This window comes from Klebsiella sp. CN_Kp066 (assembly GCF_040065135.1).
GTDB lineage: Bacteria > Pseudomonadota > Gammaproteobacteria > Enterobacterales > Enterobacteriaceae > Klebsiella > Klebsiella oxytoca.
The window spans coordinates 16,966-36,883 of record NZ_JBEAIU010000049.1 but is presented as its reverse complement, the minus strand read 5'-3'; the positions used below and the strand labels follow the sequence as shown (position 1 = coordinate 36,883).

Genomic DNA, 19,918 nt, shown 5'->3' with positions numbered 1-19,918 from the left:
CTGCGCATCTGTCCGGGCTGGAGGTTACCAGCCGTCTGCGGTCCGGTAGCCCGGGCAAGGCGCGTTGCGCCGCCCCCGGGAGAAACGTGCAAAACGTGGCAGACATTCCCGGAGGCGATGCTGCGCATCTGTCCGGGCTGGAGGTTACCAGCCGTCTGCGGTCCGGTAGCCCGGGAAAGGCGCGTTGCGCCGCCCCAGGGAGTTATTTGGCGAATTTATCCAGCACGCGAATCAGCTGGGTCACGAAACCGTATTCGTTATCGTACCAGGCGACGGTTTTTACGAGCTGGAGATCGCCAACTTCTGCGATCTCCAGCTGGGTGGCGTCGTAAATTGAACCGAAATGGCTGCCGATAACGTCTGAGGAGACGATCTCCTCTTCGGTATAACCAAATGACTCATTGTTCGCCGCCGCCTCCCTCATCGCCTGATTAACCTCCTCGGCGGTCACTTTTTTCTCCAGCACCGACACCAGTTCGGTCACCGAACCGGTTTTGGTCGGCACGCGCTGAGCGTGGCCTTTCAGCTTGCCGTTAAGTTCAGGGATGATCAGACCGATAGCTTTCGCCGCCCCGGTGGTATGCGGAATGATATTTTCCGCCGCCGCGCGGGATGCGCGTAAATCTTTGCCGCGCGGGCCATCAACCAGCGACTGGGTGCCGGTATAGGCGTGAATCGTGGTCATGGTTCCCACTTTAATACCAAAGGCGTCATTCAGCACTTTCGCCATCGGCGCCAGGCAGTTGGTGGTGCAGGATGCTACAGAAATTATTGTATCGTTGGCGTCCAGCGTATCGTCGTTAACGTGATAGACGATGGTCTTCATATCGCCCGCCGGCGCGGAGATCAGAACTTTTTTGGCACCGGCGGTCAGATGCGCCTGCGCTTTCTCTGATGAAGTGTAAAAGCCGGTACACTCCACAATAAGTTCAGCGCCCGTTGCTTTCCACGGAATATGCTGGGCCTCTTTTTCGGCATAAACGGTGATTTTTTTGCCATCAACGATCAGCGCATCTTCAGTAAAATCAACGCTCCAGGGGAAAGGTCCGTAGTTAGAGTCGTGCTTTAGCAGGTAGGCCAGCACTTTCGGTGAGGTGAGATCGTTAATGGCGACCACCTCTAAGGAACTATTAACCTCCAGTAACCGGCGCAGCACCAGCCGTCCAATACGCCCAAATCCATTAATCCCGAGTTTGCTCATGAAGAATCTCCAGGTCAGTTGAATCGTGATGTGAAAACTTCTCCAGGCTTAGTCCAGCAGTCAGGATAGGGCAACCAGCGAATTTTTTGCCGCGAGAAAGGTGGCCGCTAAATATAGCGGGAAAAGCGTGTAAATCCGGGAGGTTGAGGGTATGACGGAAACGGCTAATAATTTTTTGTTTCAGCGTTATACGCCACGGGCATATTGGCTGCGCAGAGAAAAGGAAAGGGCGGACCCGTAAAGACCCGCCCGATGGCGATTATCTGGCCAAAGCGCCTGATTCAGCAAAAGCGGCTAGCGCGGCGCCGTCAAGACGATAGCGCACCCATTCACTTTGCGGCAGCGCGCCAATGCTCAGATAAAAATCGATGGCCGGCTGGTTCCAGTCGAGCACGCTCCACTCTAACCGGCCGCATTCTCTTTTAACCGCTAGCTGAGCAATGGTGCGCAAGAGTGCTTTTCCCGCGCCGTTGCCGCGAAACTCGGGCGAGACGTACAGGTCTTCCATATAGATGCCATTGCGTCCGAGCCAGGTGGAATAGCTGGTGAAGAACACCGCATACCCAGCGACCTTATTTTCTATCTCGCAGATCAGCGCTTCCGTTTTGCTGTCGCTGGCGAAAAGGGTGGCCTGGATCTCCTCGACCGTGGTAACCACCTGCTCCGGCGCTTTTTCATACACTGCGAGCTCATAAATCATGTCATAAATTGCTTTTGCGTCCGCCGGGCTGGCCTGACGAATGGTCATATTCATTGAATTACCTGTTGTGCCGTCGTGAGTTTGATACCGCAAAGCATAAACGTTAAGGTTAGAAGAATTAAGTGCAATGAAATCACTGAATGATGAATATTATGCATCCCGCCCTTCGCCGTCTTGATTTAAACCTGCTGCCGGTATTCGAGGCGGTCTACCGCTATCGCTCGGTCCGCCTGGCGGCGGAAGAGTTAGCAATGAGCACATCGGCGTTAAGTCACGCGCTATCCAGACTGCGCGCGGCGCTTAACGATCCGCTTTTTTATCGTGAGGGTCACCGCATGTGCCCCAGCGTATATGCGACCCAGCTCGCGCCGTCGATATCATCTGCGTTAAAGTTTTTAAATCAGGAGCTCACCCCGCAGCCAAAGTTTGTCGCTTCCGCCAGTACCGACTGCCTACAGATCGCGATCACGGATTTCACCGCGCAGTGCGTTTTTCCAACCCTGATGTCCAGACTTCACCACCAGGCGCCGGGTTTGCGTTTCGAACTGCGTTATCTGCCGCATAGTCCGGCGCTGACGGAACTGCTGGCCGGAGAGGTGGACCTGGCGTTGGGTTTCAGCGCGCTCAATGAAGCGGAACATCCGGAACTGGATGAGATTCGCTGGCTGCAGGATGACTATGTTGCGATGAGTAACGAAAGGCGGAACAGACTCACGCTGGCGGATTATCTGGCGGCCCAGCATCTGGTGGTCACTCCGTGGAATGAAAGCCAGGGGGTACTCGATGTGCAGCTGGCGAAAATGGGCTTCACGCGACATATCACCATCAAAACCCCCTCAATGCTGAGCGCACCGTTTATTATTGCGCAAAGTGAACTGTTGATGGCGATGCCGCGCTCGGCTGCTGAAAAGATGCTCGCAACCGCCGGGTTGAAGATTTTTGAACTGCCGTTTGAGGTGCCGCCATTTGAAGTGAAAATCTATTCCCATAAGCGCAGCGGTCAGCGCGGCGCAAGCCAGTGGATGAAAGACACGCTGCGGGAGTGGGCGGCGCCTGAGGGCATCTGATGGAGGGTTTGACGAGTCAGCGATATATGCTTAACTCATGATATCAGAAATGTAAAATCTGTGTTAACAATCAAGGCGCGCATTGACTCTACGCGCTGTGCCGCTCATCCATAAAAGATAAGAGAGACAAATTGAAATTAGCCGGACCTCATCCAGATGAACTGCGTCGTCTGCAATCGCTGCGGGCATCCGGGTTGCTGAATAGCGGAAAAGAAGAGCGCTTCGATCGCCTGACCAGGCTGGCGCGTACGCTCTACGATCTGCCGGTGGCGTCGATTAGCCTCGTCGGGGAGAACACCCTGCATGTTAAATCCTGCGCCGGACTTGATGTAGATACGCTGCCGAGGGATATCACCTTCTGCGCGCACACCATTCTGCAAACCGATCCTTTGATCGTCAACGACCTGCAGCAGGATATGCGCTTTCACGATAACCCGCTGGTGACGGAAGCGCCGTTTATTCGCTTTTATGCCGGGTATCCGGTTCAGCTACCTGACGGCGCGACGGTAGGTTCGTTCTGCCTTATGGATCATAAGCCGCGCGCTTTTTCCGGACATGAAATTCAGATATTGAGTGACCTGGCCGCCATTGTAGAAGATGAATTCAAGGTGCTGGATGCGGCGACCGCCGACGAACTGACGGGGTTATTTAACCGGAGGGGATTTTTGTCGTTAGCGGAGTATGCGCTGTTAACAGCCAGACGGCGAAGTGAACCGGCGAGCCTGGTGTTTATCGACCTCGATCGCTTTAAGCTGATTAACGATACCTGGGGCCATGAGCAAGGGGATAAAGCCCTGACGGCAATCGCCGATGTGATGAAGTCTACCTTCAGAGAGTCGGATTTAATTGCCAGACAGGGCGGCGATGAGTTTATCATCCTGCTTGCCAATACCGCCCAGCAGGCCGCGAACAAGGCGATGGAGCAGCTTAGCCAGAATGTTGCCGAGTATAATCAGCAGGCGGGTAATCCGTGGCAGCTGGCGTTCTCATGGGGCTGCGTTGAATACGATCCCCATGAGCACCATAGTCTCAATGACATCGTTGCAGTGGCCGACCGGCGGATGTATCAGGCTAAAACGAGCCATGGCGCAGAGCGCCGGTAGGCGTGTCGCCCTGCGTCGTCTGCCGGGCGTCTGCGGCATCCCCTGCGGTTCAGGCGGGTGATCGCCGCAGCTTGCGCAATCTTAGTGGAGTCCAAGACGGATCAATTCAACGGGCTCGAATTTGCCTTCAGCGCCTTCAACTTCTACCGTCTTATTACGACGCAGCTGGGCAGGAGTAAGACCATTGGCATGTATAGCAACAATTTTACCGGTTTTACCCGTCCCGTTAATCATTACCTGACTACCGTTAGTAATAGGGTTGCGGTTACGATCGTAAGTGATCATGGCTATTTCTCCTCTTAATAATCTGCAAATAAAACTCCGCTTAACCACCAGGCTTACTCCCGGCAACGGACGTAATACAAATACGCCTCTGAGGCTGGCGTTTTTTTGTTTTTGATCAACATCACACTTTTTAGCGGTCAGCGAAGGCCATTTCCTGACCATTCGTCCGCGCGTTATGCTTCCGCAGGTCTTTGACTTTGTACACTATGGTTGCGGATGCTCAGGTTGCAGACGCGGTTGCGGCTGCTAAACTTTTGGCGGGCATAACGGAGCGGAACGATGAACAACAAAGACGAGCAAACGGGGCTGATCGGGCTTGCGATTGGCGCAGCGGTCATTGGCCTGGTGTCTGACCAGAAGCCAATTAATCGGGAAAGTATTGTTGAGGAACTGATGCGGTTAGGCAGGCAGAAGGGAGATGGCGTCGAGGACGAGATTTTTAAAAAAGCGGCAACGCTGGTGCGAAAGGGGATATAAACCCCGATAAAGAGATAAACGAAGCCCGGGTATCAGAAAACCCGGGATTACACCGGGAGCAGAGTCATCATTAGCCAGGCTAAAAAAATGCATATCAGCGTCATATACCAGACAAAACTCATTTTACCACCTGACTCTACAGCGCCATGCCAATCAATGCGTTAACCACGGATGAAGCCATTAACACGCCGCCAACGATATAACAGGTTCGGTTCTTTCGGCTCGCGGCTAAGGCCAGAAGAACAATAGCTGCGGCAAAGAATGGGATAGCTATGATGCTAAATGTGTTCATGATTCCCTGAGGCCTTATTCGTCAATATTCCCGCAAGTGGCTTCGCGGTTAAGAAGGCATAGACCGCGATTCGAAATCTACCGGAACCCGGTTAATCTTCCTGCATCCACATATCGGCTTCTTCAAACATTTCCTGCACGGCGCGGCTGATCTGCTCCTTCTCGTGCTTGCTGGCGTCGGTATTAATCGAAGCTAAAGTCATCATCGGTTTTACGCGGACGTCGGCATCGGGAAAAATGCGGTGAACTCGCTTTGTCAGTTCATTAAGAATGATCTCTTTAGCGCCGGCCAATCCCTCGAAATTTCTTTTGTCATAAATCAGTTCTACAAACATGCGTTATCCCGGTTATTTTGATGACAGCCAGTATTGTACTGTAATTATATACAGCGTCAAGGCGACAGAATAAGTTCCTCGCGCAGGCGCGATCTCTGCTTTTGCATCAAATGCCGGAGTAGGGCAATTGTTTTTTTATAAGTACGTAAAAGTTAATGAATTTTTAATAAAAGGTGGTTATGTTGACTCCATCACCATCTTTTTAAGGGTTTTCCATGCGCGATAAATACTCTGGCCTGCAGATAGGCATCCACTGGCTGGTTTTTTTATTAGTGATTGGCGCGTACGCGGCGATGGAGCTGCGGGGCTTTTTCCCGCGCAGCGCGCGGCCTGCCATTAATATGATTCACGTCTCGTGCGGTATTTCTATCTTTGTTCTGATGGTGGCGCGCCTGATCGTGCGCCTGAAATCACCGGCGCCGCCGATAGTCCCCAAACCATCGCCGATGATGACTGGCTTCGCGCATCTCGGGCATCTGGTGATCTATCTGCTGTTTATCGCGCTGCCGATCATCGGCATGGTCATGATGTACTATCGCGGCAACCCGTGGTTCGCTTTTGGTCTGACCATGCCGCACGCAGCGGAAAGCGACTTTGAACTGGTGGATAATCTGAAAGCGTGGCATGAGCTGCTGGCCAATACCGGCTACTTTATTATCGGCCTGCACGCGCTGGCGGCGCTGATGCACCATTATTTCTGGAAAGATAACACGCTGCTGCGGATGATGCCGCGTAAGCGCTAAACCCTGCTAAACCCGCTTCGGCGGGTTTTTTGTCGCTCTTTATTTTAATTGTGATAAAAATGTTATCAACAATAAAAAAAGGGGAAGGGTATGAAAGTCAGACTTGCCATCGCAGAAGAGGCTCCGGCCCTTTGGGAAGTTCGTAATCAGGCGATTCGCCACGGCTGCCGTGAAAGCTATGCTGCGGAAGTCCTCCAGGCCTGGACTCCCGACAACATGCCTGAAGGTTATCGCCATGCGGTGCGCGATAATCCATTTTTTGTTGTTGATGATGGGCAGGGCAAGCCAGTCGCCAGCGGCTATCTGGATATCAAAGCGGGTAGCGTTGAAGCCATATTTACTTTACCGACCTGGGAGGGTAAAGGCTGCGCCAGCATGATTATGGCGGCGATTATCGGGGAGGCGAAACAACGCAAGTTCAGGCACATTACCCTCGATGCAACGCCAAACGCGGCCGGTTTTTATCTGCGCCTGGGATTCACTTCAACCGGCGAAAAGCGCTGGCATTCGAACATGGCGAACGCCGACTTACGCTGTGAATCGATGATCCTTAGCCTCGACTGAGCGCAAATTCTCGCCGCTATGCTACGGTTAAAGCGGCGAAGCCATTTGCCTCATGGCAATAATAAATATAGTATACCCCCCTATATGATATGGAGGGCGACACCATGCCACATTCACCTGAAGATAAAAAGCGTGCCCTCAGCCGGGTAAGGCGCATCCGCGGCCAGGTTGAAGCGCTCGAGCGGGCGCTGGAATCTGGCGAACCCTGTATGACCATTCTGCAACAGATTGCCTCTATTCGCGGCGCCGCTAACGGCCTGATGGGGGAGATGGTTGAGATTCATCTGCAGGACGAACTGGTTAGCGGCGAAACGACGCCAGACCAGCGCGCCGCCAGAATGGCGGAAGTCGGGCATCTGCTACGATCCTATTTAAAATAAAATCACCACGAGGAAGAGAGATATGAAATCACGTGCAGCCGTCGCGTTTGGCCCAGGCCAGCCGCTTTCAATCGTTGAGATTGACGTCGCGCCGCCGAAAAAGGGCGAAGTGCTGGTGAAGATCACCCATACCGGCGTATGCCATACCGATGCTTTCACCCTCTCCGGCGACGATCCGGAAGGCGTCTTCCCGGCGGTGCTGGGTCATGAAGGCGGCGGTATTGTCGTCGAGGTTGGCGAAGGCGTAACCAGCCTGCAGCCGGGCGACCACGTTATTCCGCTCTACACCGCCGAATGCGGCGAATGTAAATTCTGTAAATCAGGCAAAACCAACCTCTGTCAGGCGGTTCGTGCTACCCAGGGTAAAGGCCTGATGCCGGACGGCACTACCCGTTTCTCTTATAACGGTGAACCAATCTACCACTACATGGGGACCAGCACCTTTAGCGAATACACCGTAGTGGCCGAAATTTCGCTGGCCAAAGTAAACCCGCAGGCGCCGCTGGACAAAGTCTGCCTGCTGGGCTGCGGCGTCACGACCGGCATCGGCGCGGTGCACAACACGGCGAAAGTGAAAGAGGGCGATACCGTCGCCGTTTTCGGGCTTGGCGGCATTGGTCTGGCGGTGATTCAGGGTGCGGTACAGGCGAAAGCCGGGCGCATTCTGGCGGTGGATACTAACCCGGAAAAATTCACCCTCGCCAAAGAAATGGGCGCCACCGACTTTATCAACCCAAATGACTACGATAAGCCGATTCAGGATGTGATTGTTGAGCTGACCGACGGCGGCGTCGACTTTAGCTTCGAGTGTATCGGTAACGTGAACGTGATGCGCGCGGCGCTCGAATGCTGCCATAAAGGCTGGGGCGAAAGCGTGATTATTGGCGTTGCTGGCGCAGGCCAGGAGATCAAAACGCGGCCATTCCAGCTGGTTACCGGGCGCGTCTGGCGCGGCTCCGCCTTCGGCGGCGTCAAGGGACGCACTCAGCTGCCGGGCATGGTGGAAGACGCGATGGCGGGCAAAATTCGCCTCGACCCGTTTATTACCCACCGTATGCCGCTGGATCGGATCAACGAAGCTTTTGACCTGATGCATGAAGGGAAATCAATTCGTACCGTCATCCATTTCGGTGATAACTGATTTTTCAGTCCAAACATAACCCGGGCTTGCCCGGGTTATTTCTGAATATACGCTATTCTCGCCGCAAATTTTCATAACCGCTATGCCACCGCCGCTGTTCCCGACGCTCCCGTTCTCGCTGAATATCTGATTTTTCATCTTCCCAGACCGCGCAGTGCGGGCCGCTAAAAACCTCGCAGGGCGGCTGGTCAGTGGTGAGCGGGTTGGCCGTTTTCTCTTCCCAGATCGTCGGATCGCGCAGGTCCACTTCCGGGGCCTTCAGCGCCTGTGCGGAGGCAGCGGCTAACGCCAAAACGGTGCCTGCGAGCAGGCGGCAGGTTGAACTTTTCATCCATTATCCTTGTTCAGTTTTTATTATTGATAACCATTCGCAATAATAACATGACTGAATGAAAATGGCGCGTTCAGGGAGATGAGAAGACAATTTCGCTGTCGTGATGTCGTGATGTCGTGATGTCGGGTAGCGGCTGGCGCCTGACCCGACCTGCAACACCGTGGATAACCACCGCTGGTAGGCACAGTAAGGCGTTTACGCCACCGGGCAATATCCAGGAAAGGTACTTCGCCAGTAAAAAGGGCCCCGGCTGGGGCCCTGAGGATTACTTCTGCTCCGGGAGCGCGTAGGCAATAATATAATCGCCGCGGTCCGGGGACTGGCGAGCGCCGCCCGCATTGATGATGATGTACTGCTTACCGGTTTTCGGCGAGACATAGGTCATCGGGCCGGACTGGCTGCCGACCGGCAGACGCGACTTCCAGATCTCTTTACCGTTGGCGGTATCAAACGCGCGCAGGTAGAAGTCCTGGGTACCCGCGAAGAACAGCAGGCCGGACTGGGTGGCAAGCGAAGCGCCCAGCGTCGGCATGCCGATAGGGATCGGCATATGCATGCGGATCCCCAGCGGACCGGTGTCCTCTACGGTGCCCACCGGAACCTGCCACACCAGCTTGCCGGTTTTCAGATCGACCGCTGACATCGTGCCGAACGGCGGTTTCTGGCAAGGAATGCCCAGCGGCGACAGGAAGCGCTCGCGCATGGCACCGAACGGGGTGCCTTCCATCGGCACTATCCCCATTTCGATACCGCTGGCGTCTTTCGCCACGTTGGCGCGCGGAACCATATAGTTGGCGAGGCCAAGGCGCATATCGTTGACGAACATCAGGCTATTATTCGGGTCAACCGACACGCTGCCCCAGTTCATCCCGCCCAGCGAGCCAGGATACTGCAGCGAACGATCTTCGCCCGGAGGGGTGAAGACACCCTGATGGCGCATCTCTTTAAACTGAATGCGGCACAGCAACAGGTCGACAGGCGTCGCGCCCCACATATCCGACTCTGTCAGCGTCTCGTTGCCGATCATTGGCATGCCAACGGAATAGGGCTGGGTCGGGGAGTAGCGCTCGCCTTTGACGTTGCCCGCAGGGACAGGGCGTTCCTCAACTTTGGCGACTGGTTCACCGGTGGCGCGATTGAGCATAAAGATCATGCCCTGTTTACTGGTTTGCACCAGTACCGGGGTGGTGCCGCCTTTACCGTCAGGAAGATCGTACAGCAGCGGCTGCGAAGGCAGGTCGAAGTCCCAGAGATCGTGGTGGGTGGTCTGATAATGCCAGCGTACCTGTCCGGTCGTCGCATCAACGGCCACGATGGAAGAGCTGTATTTATCGTCCAGCGCGGTACGTTCGCCGCCAAAGAAGTCTGGGGTAGCGTTACCGGTAGGCAGGTAAATCAGATTCAGCTTCGCGTCATAGGACATGGCCGACCAGACGTTCGGCGTACCGCGGGTGTAGGTTTGCCCTGCAGGCGGTTCACCGGTCAGGTTCGGGTTGCCCGGATCCCATGCCCACGCCAGCTTGCCGGTGTGAACATCATAGGCGCGAACCACGCCCGGAGGCTCGCCGGTGGAAAAGTTATCCGCCACGCGACCGCCAACCACGACGACGTTACCCGCCACCAGCGGCGTAGAGGTTTGCTGGTAGTAACCTGCTTTGATTTCCCCCATCCCCACGCTAAGGTCAACGATACCGTGGTCGCCGAATGCGTCGCACAGTTTACCGTTATCGGCATCAATGGCGATCAGACGGGCGTCGGTAGTTGGCAGGAACAGACGGCGGGAGCAGGCGGCCGGCTGCGCATAGGCGGCAGAGGACACCTGGGCCTGGCTGTCTTCGTAATAGCCTAAACCACGGCAGCGCTGCCAGTTCGGCGCGGTGGCTTTTGAATCATAGCGCCACTTCTCTTTACCGCTATCGACATCCAGCGCCAGTACTTTGCTGTAGGGCGTACAGACGTAAAGCGTATCGCCAATCTGCAGCGGCGTATTCTGGTCTTCCGCGCCGGAGCCGTTGCTCTGCGGGATATCGCCGGTATGGGCGATCCAGGCGACCTGCAGCTGGTTCACGTTCTGTTTGTTAATCTGGTCGAGGGCGGCGAAGCGATCGCCGTGGGTGGTGTTGCCCCAGTGCGCCCAGTTCTTCTGCTGCTCGCCGGCGGCGACCGGTTTAACCGGCACCGCCTCGCTGGCGCTGACCAGAGGCTGAGATTTGAACATCCAGCCGAAACTTGCCAACAGGACCACTGCCAACACCGCTGCCAGGCCAAACGCGGGCCCTTTTTTCGCAGGCTGGCGGGAAAGGAACGGCCACACCAGCGCGCACAGGAGGGCCAGCACGCCGAGCGCGAAAAGGCGCGAGAACAGCGGCCAGTAAGTCCAGCCCGCGTCACTAATCGCCCAGACGATCGAGACGATAAACGCCAGCCCATACAGCAGTATGCCGCCGCGACGGTTGCGGAAAATGAGTGCTGAGGCGATCACCATCACCAGGCCCATAATCGCAAAATAGAACGTCCCGCCGACCGAGGCGAGCTTTGCACCAAGAATACCGATAGCCAGACCGATGATCAGCATCAGTCCGGCGAGAAGCCACTGCAGGATCCGTGGGAACCCTCGCGGCACGTTGCCAGTTGCCATTTTTGTCTCCTTAACCACCCCTGAACAGGCGTGAACCAGATGAATCAAATTTTCAAGTTAACTCTTTTGAATGAAGTGACCATGGCCTTCATAAAAGCGGGTTTTTTGCTGTTATTGATTTCGAGTGAACCATTTGGTGAAATCGTGGCTATGATAGATCTGTTAAATAAATTTGCGCAATTGTTAATGAATGATTTCGCACTAATTGATTATTGTGATGAATGACGTTAGTGAATCGCTGGAAAAAGAGGCTGCGTTTCCCCGGCGGCTGGAGGGGCGGCGCCGGGAGAAAAGCGGAAGACGCCGGTCAGACCGGCATAGATTTGCGAATGGCGCTCAGCAACGTTTGGCTACCGGCGGTGAGGGTGGCATCCACGCGGGTCAGAATACCGATAGGTTCGCCAGCGCCCTGAGTGGGTATGGGCAGCGCGGCGAGCAGTCCACGGCGCAGATCGTCCTTCACCGCGCCGGAGGGGACGAACCACACGTAGTCGTAATCGACGGTGAGCTGGCGCGAGAGCGAGGCCGACAGCGTTTCGATGCAGCCAGTGGGAATTTTACAGCCCTGGCTTTGCAGCAGGGCTTCCGCATTCTGTCGCGGCAGTGTGCCTTTTGGCGATACCACCACCGGCCACTCCATCACCCGGCTCAGGGTAACGGTTTCCTGCAGCAGCGGGTGCCCCGGACGAACCACCAGCTTCAGCGATTCAAGAAACAGCAGTTCATAGTTCAGACCGCTCATCAACTCCGGATCGGACATTCTTCCGATGCCGATATCGATTTCTCCCGATTTCAGGCCCGCCAGCAGCATGGTGTTATTCATGGTCGCGACCTGCAGGGTGATATCCTTTTGCTGCTGGTGAAACTGGCCAATCACCGAGGGCAGAATCCCCAGCGCAGCGGTTGGCAGCGCTCCGATACGCACGATGTCGTTGCTGAGGCCTTCTTTACGATTCAGCGCTTGCCCGGCGGTATTGAGCGCGTCCAGCACTTTCACCGCATGGGTAAGAAACTGTTCCCCGACCAGCGTGAGCTGAGCGCCAAGGCGTCCGCGCTCAAACAGCCGCGTACCGGTAAGCTGCTCCAGTTCATTCAGGGTTTTGGACAAAGCCGGTTGGCTAAGGTTTAAGGTTTCAGCCGCGCGCCCAAGAGTTCCCTGTTGAGCGACGGCCACGAAGGTATGTAGATGGCGCAAGCGAATGCGCTGACTGAAAAGACCATTTTTTTGCATAATCAATGTTAAGAACTGAGGCTGACCGGTGACAAGTAAGGGTGTTTAAATTTGTTAACTTCATAGCAAAATATTATTAACATTTTATATTATTATTTTACAAGTTGATTTTGTTGAGATTGTGGAAAAGCGCCGCCTCTGGCTGGCAGAGGCGGAGAAGGAACGGGCAAATTTAGATATCGAAGAACACGGTTTCGTTGTCGCCCTGTAAGTGAATATCGAAGCGATAAACGATTTCCGTGCCGCGCACTTCGCGCTGCCCGATGAGGGTCTGACGGCGAACTTCCCACTCAATCAGATTGAGTACCGGATCGGCCTGATTAGCGTCCTGCTCGTCGGAGAAGTACATCCGCGTGTTAAGGCCAATGTTTATTCCGCGCGCCACCACCCATAAATTGACGTGAGGGGCCATTACGCGGCCATCACGGCCCACCACGGCGCCGGGTTTAATGGTTTCGAAGCGCCAGATACCGCTGGTAAAGTCCGAGCAGCTGCGCCCCCAGCCGCGAAACTCCGCATCCAGCTTTTTGTTTTGCTGCCGATCGTCCGGGTGATTGTAGCGCCCGGCGGCGTTGGCCTGCCAGATTTCCAGTAGCACATCGCGCACCGGCGTTCCGGAGCCATCGATGACTCTGCCTTCAATGGTAATGCGCTCACCCTCGGTCGCAGGGGTCGTCAGCGTTGGGCCAAAGTTATTCTCAAAGATATGAAATCCGGCGGCGTCCGGCGCCAGGCCGATATGCACATAAGGACCGGCGGTTTGTGAAGCGGTTTCGGGTAAAAAATCTCTCATCGGGCGGCCCCCTGCGTGCGGTTTTCAAACAGCGTGGCGCGGTGGCCGCGCAGCACGAGATCAAAACGGTAAGCCAGCGAGTCCAGCGGTACGGCGGCATGGGGATCCAGCTCGGCGATCAGCGTCCTGATGGCATCGTCGTTATTGATGGTTTTGACGATAGGACACTGTTTGATCAGCGGATCGCCTTCAAAATACATCTGCGTAATTAAACGCTGTGCCCAGGCGTCTCCGGAGAGAGAGAAGTGAATATGCGCCGGGCGCCAGTCGCTTACTTGGTTGCGCCACGGGTAGGGACCGGGTTTGATGGTGCGAAAACAATAATAGCCGTTCTCGTCGGTCAGCACGCGTCCACAGCCGCCAAAGTTCGGGTCGATCGGTGCCAGATATTGATCCTTTTTATGTCGGTAGCGTCCGCCAGCGTTGGCCTGCCAGACTTCGACCAGCGTATTTTTCATCGGCCGACCGAATCCATCGCGTACGTAGCCGTGCACAATAATCCGCTCGCCAATCGGCAGGCCGTCTTTGGCGTAATTCAGGATCAGGTCGTTATCGAGCGCGCCGAGATCGTCGCTACTGAAAACCGGTCCGGTGATTTCCGAAAGTGAATTCTGTAGGGAGATAAGCGCATTGCGCGGCGAGCGCAGAACGCTGGTTTTATAGCCCGGCGCGTAAGCCGGAGGATGGCTGCTATAGTCGCGATGCAGAACCTCGCGCGGTGACCATTTGTCGTTCATCAGGGTACTCCGTTTTATCGGTAGAGAGGCATATCGTTGTTATGTCGCCACAAGTAGTGTGTGTAAATGTTTTGTTAATTTAAAGTGAAATTAAAGGGTGTTTAACATAACTGCTGGTTATGAAGTGTTCAGGCGAAAATGAACGGGCAGCTACCGGCATCACAGTTTGTAAATTCTTCCCACCGTCTTCAGACAGCTTTTCTACACTCCAGGGAGAATTCACTGGAGGTAAGACATCATGGCGAACACCATCACGGCTGATGAGATTCGGGAGTGCTTTTCGCAGGCGATGTCGGCGATGTACCAGCAGGAAGTTCCGCAGTACGGGACGCTACTGGAGCTGGTGGCCGACGTTAACCTGGCTATTCTGGAGAATAACCCGAAGCTGCATGAACAACTGGCTAACGCCGATGAACTGGCGCGGCTGAACGTTGAACGCCACGGCGCGATCCGCGTTGGTACGGCGGAGGAACTGGCGACCTTGCGTCGCATGTTTGCCATTATGGGAATGTATCCCGTTAGTTATTACGATCTGTCGCAGGCTGGCGTGCCGGTTCACTCCACCGCGTTTCGTCCCGTTGATGACGCCGCGCTGGCGCGCAACCCGTTTCGTATTTTTACTTCGCTTCTGCGCCTTGAGCTTATCGCTAATGACGCGTTGCGTAAGCGGGCGTCGCAAATCCTTTCCGGGCGCGATATCTTCACCCCACGCTGTCGTGAACTGATTGCGCTTTATGAACAGAAAGGAGAATTCACCGCCGCAGAGGCCCGGGAGTTCGTCGAACAGGCGCTGGAAACCTTTCGCTGGCATCGACAGACCCTCGTCGATGAAGAAACCTATCATGCGCTGCACGATGAGCACCGGCTGATTGCCGATGTCGTCTGTTTCCCCGGCTGCCACATCAATCATCTGACTCCGCGCACCCTGGATATCGATCGGGTACAGGCGCTGATGCCTGAATGCGGCATCGCCCCGAAGGCGTTGATAGAAGGGCCGCCGCGCCGCGAAGTGCCTATTTTACTGCGCCAGACCAGCTTTAAGGCTCTCGAGGAGCCGGTGATGTTTGCCGGAGAGCATAAAGGCACGCATACCGCTCGCTTTGGTGAAATCGAGCAGCGCGGGATTGCCCTGACGCCGAAAGGCCGCGCGCTCTACGATCGTCTTCTGGGCGAGGCGGGGGTGGGCAAGGATAACCTCAACCATCAGCGTCATCTGCAGGAGGTGTTTAGCGCGTTTCCGGACAGCGAATTCCTGCTGCGTCAGCAGGGACTGGCATACTTCCGCTACCGCCTGACCCCTGCCGGAGAAGCCCATCGTCAGGCGTTTCGCCCCGGAGACGATCCGCAGCCGCTGATCGAACGCGGCTGGGTGATTGCGCAACCGATTATTTATGAAGACTTTTTACCGGTAAGCGCCGCCGGGATATTTCAGTCGAATCTGGGCAACGAGGTGCAGACCCGCAGCCACGGCAACGCCAGCCGGGAGGCCTTTGAGGAGGCGCTGGGCTGTGCGGTTTATGACGAGTTCAGCCTCTATCAGCAGGCGGAAGAGCGCAGCAAACGACGTTGCGGTCTGCTGTAAAATCAGTACTCTGCTGGCATGAGTCGTTAAAGGAAGCAGGTCATGCAGAATCCGTCCACCCCGCTGGTGAAAACCCGGCAGGGGATACTATCCGGCACCTCTGAAGAGAACATTCATATCTGGCGCGGTATTCCTTATGCCGCGCCGCCCGTCGGCGATCTTCGCTGGCGCTCGCCGCAGCCTGCTGCCCGCTGGCAGGGCGTGCGCCGGGCAGAGACCTTCTCGGCCTCCAGCTGGCAGGATATTGAATACTGCCGCGAGCTCGGCGGCGGCGATCCCGGCAGCTTTTCCGAAGATTGCCTCTACCTTAATGTCTGGTCGCCCGCCGCCCGATCGCAGCCGCTGCCGGTTATGGTCTGGCTGCACGGCGGGGGCTATACCATCGGCGCGGGAAGTTTGCCGCCCTATGACGGCAAAGCCTTAGCTTCTCGCGGCGTGGTAGTGGTGACGGTCAACTACCGGCTCGGGCATCTGGGCTTTTTTGCCCATCCGGCGCTGGAAGGGGAAGACGGCGAGCGTATCTATAACTTCGCGCTACTCGATCAGATCGCCGCCCTGCAGTGGGTGCAGGAGAACATTCACGCCTTTGGCGGCGATGCGGCTACCGTGACGCTGTTCGGCGAATCCGCCGGCGCGCGCAGCGTGCTGTCGCTGATGGTTTCGCCTAAGTCCAGAGGCTTGTTCCATAAAGCGATAATCCAGAGCGGCTATACCTTGCCCGATCTTCCGCGAGAGAAGGCGCTGGCGAAGGGGCAGCTTATTGCGGAACACTTTTCTTTGCCGCAGGCCAGCGCCGAACAGCTGCGGGCGATTCCGGCGCAAGCGTTCTGGTCGTTGACCGCGCCGTTGACCATCGGCCCGGCGCCCGTGGTTGGCGATGCCGTGCTGCCGCAGCCGATGCTGGAGACTTTTTTTAGCGGACGTCAGCATCCCCTGCCGGTGATGATCGGTTCGAACAGCGATGAGGCGAGCGTCATGGCGGTGTTTGGCGTCGATATCGCCGGGCAGATCCAGAAGCTTCGCCGTGAACGCCGTTTCGGTCTGGGTCTAATTAAATTGCTCTATCCCGGCGTGAAGGGAGATGAAGCGCTGGGGCGCGAAGTTTGCCGGGATATGGCCTTTACCACTCTGGGCTATGTGGTGATGCAGGCTCAGCAGCGAGTAGGGCAACCGTGCTGGCGCTACTGGTTTGACTACGTGGCCGAGGCGGAACACCAGACCTATCCGCACGGCGCGTGGCACGGTAATGAAGTGGCATACGTTTTTGACAATCTCGACCTTGCCGAGCCGGTACGAAATTATGCCAACGATCGCGACAGAGACTTTGCCGCCCGGGTCGCCGACTATTGGGCGAACTTCGCTCGCTTCGCCGGCAATGACTGTCATGAACTCTCAGGGCCGGTACGCTGGCCCGCCAGCGTGCGCGGACGGGATCGCCTGCTGCGAATCGGGCTGCACAAACGGGCCGGCTTTAAGGTGGAGAACCGCTTTATGCGCGCGCGTCTGGCGCTGTTTCGGCGGGTCATGAAGCATCATGTGACGCTGGATTAACATTATTCACAAAATCTCCGCTAGCCGGGTGGCGTTCTGCAAATGGGACAATGCGTCCCACTTTCGGCGGCTAATCCTCAGCCAGTGATTACACTATGATCAGCCTTATTAACACCATCTCCGCAGAACCGGCGTTCTGACGGAAAATCTGACGTTAAAATGAGGAAGAAATCATGGCCAAACCGTATGTTCGTCTGGATAAAAATGATGCCGCCGTGCTGCTGGTCGATCACCAGACCGGATTGCTTTCACTGGTGCGCGATATTGATCCTGATAAATTCAAGAACAACGTCCTTGCCCTTGGCGACCTGGCGAAGTATTTCGGTCTGCCGACCATCCTGACCACCAGCTTCGAAAACGGCCCTAATGGTCCGCTGGTGCCTGAGCTGAAAGAGCAATTCCCGGATGCCCCCTATATTGCGCGCCCGGGTAATATTAACGCCTGGGATAACGAAGATTTCGTTAAGGCAGTGAAAGCCACGGGCAAGAAGCAGCTGATCATTGCCGGGGTGGTGACGGAAGTGTGCGTGGCTTTTCCGGCGCTATCGGCTATTGAAGAGGGGTTTGATGTATTTGTGGTGACCGACGCTTCCGGCACCTTTAACCCGATTACCCGCGATGCGGCCTGGGATCGGATGTCGCAGGCTGGCGTGCAGCTGATGTCGTGGTTTGGCGTTGCCTGCGAATTGCATCGCGACTGGCGTAATGATATCGAAGGACTGGGCACGCTGTTCTCCAACCATATCCCGGATTATCGCAACCTGATGACCAGCTTTAATCTTCTGAATCAAAAATAAGCTTCTCTGCGGCCGGCGCTCGGCTGGCCGCTTCCCATTTCTCTTCACTGTCGCTGAATTAAGCAGCAAACGCCGCCGGTTGGCGAAATCATCGCCGCCCCTGGCTATCGGCAATTCGGTCTGGTCCGGTGGACATATTTTTTTCACCTGATTTCTGCCCTCAACAATTGGATTATCAATCGTTTTTGTCTAGAGTGAGCGACATTCACGACGCATGGGTTTGTTACGTCGCGTCTCAATTCACATATGAAGAAGGATGCTCTCTCAGGCATGAACCGCAGACGTTTTCTCAAATCTTCCATGGCTGTTGCCGCCGTATGCGGAACGTCAGGAGTCGCCTCTCTATTTTCTAAAGCCGCATTCGCCGAAGATTCGGGAATTGCCGATGGGCAAACGCGCCGTTTTGATTATAGTGTCCTCCAGTCGATGGCCCACGATCTTGCCCGTCAGCCATGGGGCGGCGCACCTCGCGATCTGCCGCCAACCCTGGCAACCCTGACGCCGCAGGCCTACAACAGCATTCAGTATGACGCCGCGCACTCCCTGTGGAGCAACATTGAAGAGCGCAAGCTGGATATCCAGTTTTTTCACGTGGGAATGGGGTTCCGCCGCCGCGTGAGAATGTTCTCGCTGGATTCACAAACTCAACAGGCACGTGAAATACACTTCCGGCCTGAACTGTTTAAATACAATGATGCCGGCGTCGACACCAAACAGCTGGTGGGCCAGAGCGACCTGGGTTTTGCCGGTTTTCGCGTATTTAAGGCCCCTGAACTGGCGCGTCGCGACATCGTCGCGTTCCTTGGCGCCAGCTACTTCCGCGCGGTGGACAGCACTTACCAGTACGGTCTTTCCGCCCGCGGCCTGGCGATCGATACCTTTACCGATACGCCAGAAGAGTTTCCTGACTTCACCTCTTTCTGGTTTGAGACCGTTAAACCGGGAGCCACGGTATTTACCGTCTATGCGCTGCTCGACAGCCCAAGCGTCACCGGCGCCTATAAGTTCATCGTTAACTGTCAGGAGACGCAGGTGATCATGGATGTGGAAAACCATATCTATGCGCGCAAAGACATCAAGCAGCTGGGCATCGCGCCGATGACCAGTATGTTCAGCTGCGGTAATAACGAACGGCGAATGTGTGACACCATCCATCCGCAAATTCACGACTCTGACCGTCTGTCGATGTGGCTGGGCAACGGCGAGTGGGTTTGTCGCCCGCTGAATAACCCGCAAAAGCTGCAGTTCAACGCTTTCCAGGATAAGAATCCGCGCGGTTTTGGCCTGCTGCAGCTGGATCGCGACTTCTCCCACTATCAGGATATTATGGGCTGGTACAACAAGCGCCCGAGTCTGTGGGTCGAACCGCGTAACCAGTGGGGCAAGGGGGCCGTCAACCTGATGGAGATCCCGACCACTGGCGAAACGCTGGATAACATCGTCTGCTTCTGGCAGCCGGAGAAGCCGGTGAAAGCCGGGGATGAACTGGACTTCCGCTATCGTCTCTACTGGAGCGCGCAGCCGCCGGTACGCTCGCCGCTGGCGCGGGTGATGGCAACGCGGACGGGGATGGGCGGTTTCCCGGAAGGCTGGGCGCCGGGCGAACACTATCCGGATAAATGGACCCGTCGGTTTGCCATCGATTTTGTCGGCGGTGACCTGAAGGCCGCTGCGCCTAAAGGCATCGAGCCGGTCATTACTCTGTCGAGCGGTGAAGCGAAACAGATAGAAATCCTCTACGTTGAACCCTTTGATGGCTACCGCATTCAGTTTGACTGGTATCCGACTTCGGATTCGACTGACCCGGTTGAGATGCGCATGTTCCTGCGCTGCCAGGGGGAGGCTATCAGCGAGACCTGGCTTTATCAGTACTTCCCGCCGCCGCCGGATAAACGCAACTATGTCGACGATCGGGTAATGAGGTAAGTGTCCGTTACTGCGCCCGTCGGGTAACCGCGCGGGCGCGTA

Annotated in this window: 21 protein-coding genes; 12 read left to right on the top strand and 9 right to left on the bottom strand. The window is 55.8% G+C overall.

The window, feature by feature from the left end; all coding sequences use genetic code 11:
• Nucleotides 1-202 precede the first annotated feature (202 nt).
• Together gap and ABLV75_RS19465 are read right to left on the bottom strand one after the other, a co-directional pair.
• Nucleotides 203-1,201 (bottom strand): type I glyceraldehyde-3-phosphate dehydrogenase, encoded by a 999-nt coding sequence (gap, locus tag ABLV75_RS19470; RefSeq protein ID WP_004101722.1) that lies wholly within the window; start codon nucleotides 1,199-1,201, stop codon nucleotides 203-205.
• A 259-nt stretch (nucleotides 1,202-1,460) separates the two neighbouring features.
• Nucleotides 1,461-1,955, bottom strand: a complete 495-nt coding sequence (locus ABLV75_RS19465) for a GNAT family N-acetyltransferase (protein WP_004101724.1) — start codon at nucleotides 1,953-1,955, stop codon at nucleotides 1,461-1,463.
• A gap of 86 nt (nucleotides 1,956-2,041) precedes the next feature.
• Between ABLV75_RS19465 and ABLV75_RS19460 the strand changes: the two genes are divergently transcribed.
• Both ABLV75_RS19460 and ABLV75_RS19455 read left to right on the top strand, forming a co-directional pair.
• On the top strand, nucleotides 2,042-2,968 hold the full coding sequence (locus ABLV75_RS19460; protein WP_032704664.1) for a LysR family transcriptional regulator: 927 nt from the start codon (nucleotides 2,042-2,044) through the stop codon (nucleotides 2,966-2,968).
• 131 nt (nucleotides 2,969-3,099) lie between these two features.
• Nucleotides 3,100-4,071: a sensor domain-containing diguanylate cyclase gene (locus tag ABLV75_RS19455; protein WP_004101728.1), complete on the top strand. Its 972-nt coding sequence runs from the start codon at nucleotides 3,100-3,102 to the stop codon at nucleotides 4,069-4,071.
• Between the two features lie 81 nt (nucleotides 4,072-4,152).
• Here ABLV75_RS19455 and ydfZ read toward each other — a convergent pair whose 3' ends face one another.
• A complete protein-coding gene (gene ydfZ, locus ABLV75_RS19450; protein WP_004101729.1) occupies nucleotides 4,153-4,356 on the bottom strand; it encodes a putative selenium delivery protein YdfZ in 204 nt (67 codons plus the stop codon).
• 279 nt (nucleotides 4,357-4,635) lie between these two features.
• On the opposite strand from ydfZ, the gene ABLV75_RS19445 reads away from it, so the two are divergent.
• Complete coding sequence (locus ABLV75_RS19445; RefSeq protein WP_004101732.1) at nucleotides 4,636-4,833, top strand: hypothetical protein; 198 nt, start codon at nucleotides 4,636-4,638, stop codon at nucleotides 4,831-4,833.
• A gap of 383 nt (nucleotides 4,834-5,216) precedes the next feature.
• On the opposite strand, the gene ABLV75_RS19440 is transcribed toward ABLV75_RS19445, so the two are convergent.
• Nucleotides 5,217-5,459 (bottom strand): DinI family protein, encoded by a 243-nt coding sequence (locus ABLV75_RS19440; protein ID WP_004101739.1) that lies wholly within the window; start codon nucleotides 5,457-5,459, stop codon nucleotides 5,217-5,219.
• 215 nt (nucleotides 5,460-5,674) lie between these two features.
• Here ABLV75_RS19440 and cybB point away from each other — a divergent pair, with 215 nt between their 5' ends.
• The 4 genes from cybB (at nucleotide 5,675) to ABLV75_RS19420 (ending at nucleotide 8,287) form a co-directional block, all read left to right on the top strand.
• The gene (cybB, locus tag ABLV75_RS19435; protein ID WP_004101740.1) at nucleotides 5,675-6,202 is read left to right on the top strand and encodes a cytochrome b561; all 528 of its coding nucleotides are present in this window, start codon (nucleotides 5,675-5,677) and stop codon (nucleotides 6,200-6,202) included.
• 90 nt (nucleotides 6,203-6,292) lie between these two features.
• The gene (locus tag ABLV75_RS19430) at nucleotides 6,293-6,766 is read left to right on the top strand and encodes a GNAT family N-acetyltransferase (protein ID WP_004101741.1); all 474 of its coding nucleotides are present in this window, start codon (nucleotides 6,293-6,295) and stop codon (nucleotides 6,764-6,766) included.
• Nucleotides 6,767-6,870: 104 nt separating this feature from the next.
• Complete coding sequence (locus tag ABLV75_RS19425) at nucleotides 6,871-7,146, top strand: metal/formaldehyde-sensitive transcriptional repressor (RefSeq protein ID WP_004101746.1); 276 nt, start codon at nucleotides 6,871-6,873, stop codon at nucleotides 7,144-7,146.
• Between the two features lie 22 nt (nucleotides 7,147-7,168).
• Nucleotides 7,169-8,287 (top strand): S-(hydroxymethyl)glutathione dehydrogenase/class III alcohol dehydrogenase, encoded by a 1,119-nt coding sequence (locus tag ABLV75_RS19420; RefSeq protein WP_004101749.1) that lies wholly within the window; start codon nucleotides 7,169-7,171, stop codon nucleotides 8,285-8,287.
• Between the two features lie 52 nt (nucleotides 8,288-8,339).
• On the opposite strand, the gene ABLV75_RS19415 is transcribed toward ABLV75_RS19420, so the two are convergent.
• The gene (locus tag ABLV75_RS19415; protein ID WP_004101752.1) at nucleotides 8,340-8,618 is read right to left on the bottom strand and encodes a hypothetical protein; all 279 of its coding nucleotides are present in this window, start codon (nucleotides 8,616-8,618) and stop codon (nucleotides 8,340-8,342) included.
• Nucleotides 8,619-8,886: 268 nt separating this feature from the next.
• On the bottom strand, nucleotides 8,887-11,259 hold the full coding sequence (locus tag ABLV75_RS19410; protein ID WP_004101753.1) for a membrane-bound PQQ-dependent dehydrogenase, glucose/quinate/shikimate family: 2,373 nt from the start codon (nucleotides 11,257-11,259) through the stop codon (nucleotides 8,887-8,889).
• Between the two features lie 39 nt (nucleotides 11,260-11,298).
• On the opposite strand from ABLV75_RS19410, the gene ABLV75_RS19405 reads away from it, so the two are divergent.
• A complete protein-coding gene (locus ABLV75_RS19405) occupies nucleotides 11,299-11,484 on the top strand; it encodes a hypothetical protein (protein WP_004101755.1) in 186 nt (61 codons plus the stop codon).
• An 82-nt stretch (nucleotides 11,485-11,566) separates the two neighbouring features.
• Here the strand turns inward: ABLV75_RS19405 and ABLV75_RS19400 are convergent, their stop codons facing one another.
• The 3 genes from ABLV75_RS19400 to pcaH form a co-directional block, all read right to left on the bottom strand.
• A complete protein-coding gene (locus ABLV75_RS19400) occupies nucleotides 11,567-12,490 on the bottom strand; it encodes a LysR substrate-binding domain-containing protein (protein ID WP_004101757.1) in 924 nt (307 codons plus the stop codon).
• Between the two features lie 172 nt (nucleotides 12,491-12,662).
• A complete protein-coding gene (gene pcaG / locus ABLV75_RS19395) occupies nucleotides 12,663-13,283 on the bottom strand; it encodes a protocatechuate 3,4-dioxygenase subunit alpha (protein ID WP_004101759.1) in 621 nt (206 codons plus the stop codon).
• A complete protein-coding gene (gene pcaH, locus ABLV75_RS19390; protein ID WP_004101761.1) occupies nucleotides 13,280-14,020 on the bottom strand; it encodes a protocatechuate 3,4-dioxygenase subunit beta in 741 nt (246 codons plus the stop codon). The genes pcaG and pcaH overlap by 4 nt, the downstream gene beginning before the upstream one ends.
• A 238-nt stretch (nucleotides 14,021-14,258) precedes the next feature.
• On the opposite strand from pcaH, the gene ABLV75_RS19385 reads away from it, so the two are divergent.
• The 4 genes from ABLV75_RS19385 to ABLV75_RS19370 all read left to right on the top strand — a co-directional run bounded on the left by ABLV75_RS19385 (nucleotide 14,259) and on the right by ABLV75_RS19370 (nucleotide 19,876).
• A complete protein-coding gene (locus ABLV75_RS19385) occupies nucleotides 14,259-15,602 on the top strand; it encodes a VOC family protein (protein ID WP_004101764.1) in 1,344 nt (447 codons plus the stop codon).
• Between the two features lie 42 nt (nucleotides 15,603-15,644).
• Nucleotides 15,645-17,153, top strand: coding sequence for a carboxylesterase/lipase family protein (locus tag ABLV75_RS19380; protein ID WP_004101774.1), 1,509 nt, complete (start codon nucleotides 15,645-15,647; stop codon nucleotides 17,151-17,153).
• A gap of 173 nt (nucleotides 17,154-17,326) precedes the next feature.
• Nucleotides 17,327-17,950: an isochorismate family cysteine hydrolase YcaC gene (gene ycaC, locus ABLV75_RS19375; protein WP_004101775.1), complete on the top strand. Its 624-nt coding sequence runs from the start codon at nucleotides 17,327-17,329 to the stop codon at nucleotides 17,948-17,950.
• A 270-nt stretch (nucleotides 17,951-18,220) separates the two neighbouring features.
• Nucleotides 18,221-19,876 carry a glucan biosynthesis protein gene (locus tag ABLV75_RS19370; RefSeq protein ID WP_004101777.1) on the top strand — a complete coding sequence of 552 codons (1,656 nt, stop codon included), beginning with the start codon at nucleotides 18,221-18,223 and terminating at the stop codon, nucleotides 19,874-19,876.
• Nucleotides 19,877-19,918: the final 42 nt, after the last annotated feature.

What these genes read in the sequence shown, in the direction of transcription:
- gap (WP_004101722.1), bottom strand. Translation starts at nt 1,201, where the DNA reads ATGAGCAAACTCGGGATTAATGGATTTGGGCGTATTGGACGGCTGGTG.
- ABLV75_RS19465 (WP_004101724.1), bottom strand. Translation starts at nt 1,955, where the DNA reads ATGAATATGACCATTCGTCAGGCCAGCCCGGCGGACGCAAAAGCAATT.
- ABLV75_RS19460 (WP_032704664.1), top strand. Translation starts at nt 2,042, where the DNA reads ATGATGAATATTATGCATCCCGCCCTTCGCCGTCTTGATTTAAACCTG.
- ydfZ (WP_004101729.1), bottom strand. Translation starts at nt 4,356, where the DNA reads ATGATCACTTACGATCGTAACCGCAACCCTATTACTAACGGTAGTCAG.
- ABLV75_RS19445 (WP_004101732.1), top strand. Translation starts at nt 4,636, where the DNA reads ATGAACAACAAAGACGAGCAAACGGGGCTGATCGGGCTTGCGATTGGC.
- ABLV75_RS19440 (WP_004101739.1), bottom strand. Translation starts at nt 5,459, where the DNA reads ATGTTTGTAGAACTGATTTATGACAAAAGAAATTTCGAGGGATTGGCC.
- cybB (WP_004101740.1), top strand. Translation starts at nt 5,675, where the DNA reads ATGCGCGATAAATACTCTGGCCTGCAGATAGGCATCCACTGGCTGGTT.
- ABLV75_RS19430 (WP_004101741.1), top strand. Translation starts at nt 6,293, where the DNA reads ATGAAAGTCAGACTTGCCATCGCAGAAGAGGCTCCGGCCCTTTGGGAA.
- ABLV75_RS19425 (WP_004101746.1), top strand. Translation starts at nt 6,871, where the DNA reads ATGCCACATTCACCTGAAGATAAAAAGCGTGCCCTCAGCCGGGTAAGG.
- ABLV75_RS19420 (WP_004101749.1), top strand. Translation starts at nt 7,169, where the DNA reads ATGAAATCACGTGCAGCCGTCGCGTTTGGCCCAGGCCAGCCGCTTTCA.
- ABLV75_RS19415 (WP_004101752.1), bottom strand. Translation starts at nt 8,618, where the DNA reads ATGAAAAGTTCAACCTGCCGCCTGCTCGCAGGCACCGTTTTGGCGTTA.
- ABLV75_RS19410 (WP_004101753.1), bottom strand. Translation starts at nt 11,259, where the DNA reads ATGGCAACTGGCAACGTGCCGCGAGGGTTCCCACGGATCCTGCAGTGG.
- ABLV75_RS19405 (WP_004101755.1), top strand. Translation starts at nt 11,299, where the DNA reads ATGAATCAAATTTTCAAGTTAACTCTTTTGAATGAAGTGACCATGGCC.
- ABLV75_RS19400 (WP_004101757.1), bottom strand. Translation starts at nt 12,490, where the DNA reads ATGCAAAAAAATGGTCTTTTCAGTCAGCGCATTCGCTTGCGCCATCTA.
- pcaG (WP_004101759.1), bottom strand. Translation starts at nt 13,283, where the DNA reads ATGAGAGATTTTTTACCCGAAACCGCTTCACAAACCGCCGGTCCTTAT.
- pcaH (WP_004101761.1), bottom strand. Translation starts at nt 14,020, where the DNA reads ATGAACGACAAATGGTCACCGCGCGAGGTTCTGCATCGCGACTATAGC.
- ABLV75_RS19385 (WP_004101764.1), top strand. Translation starts at nt 14,259, where the DNA reads ATGGCGAACACCATCACGGCTGATGAGATTCGGGAGTGCTTTTCGCAG.
- ABLV75_RS19380 (WP_004101774.1), top strand. Translation starts at nt 15,645, where the DNA reads ATGCAGAATCCGTCCACCCCGCTGGTGAAAACCCGGCAGGGGATACTA.
- ycaC (WP_004101775.1), top strand. Translation starts at nt 17,327, where the DNA reads ATGGCCAAACCGTATGTTCGTCTGGATAAAAATGATGCCGCCGTGCTG.
- ABLV75_RS19370 (WP_004101777.1), top strand. Translation starts at nt 18,221, where the DNA reads ATGAACCGCAGACGTTTTCTCAAATCTTCCATGGCTGTTGCCGCCGTA.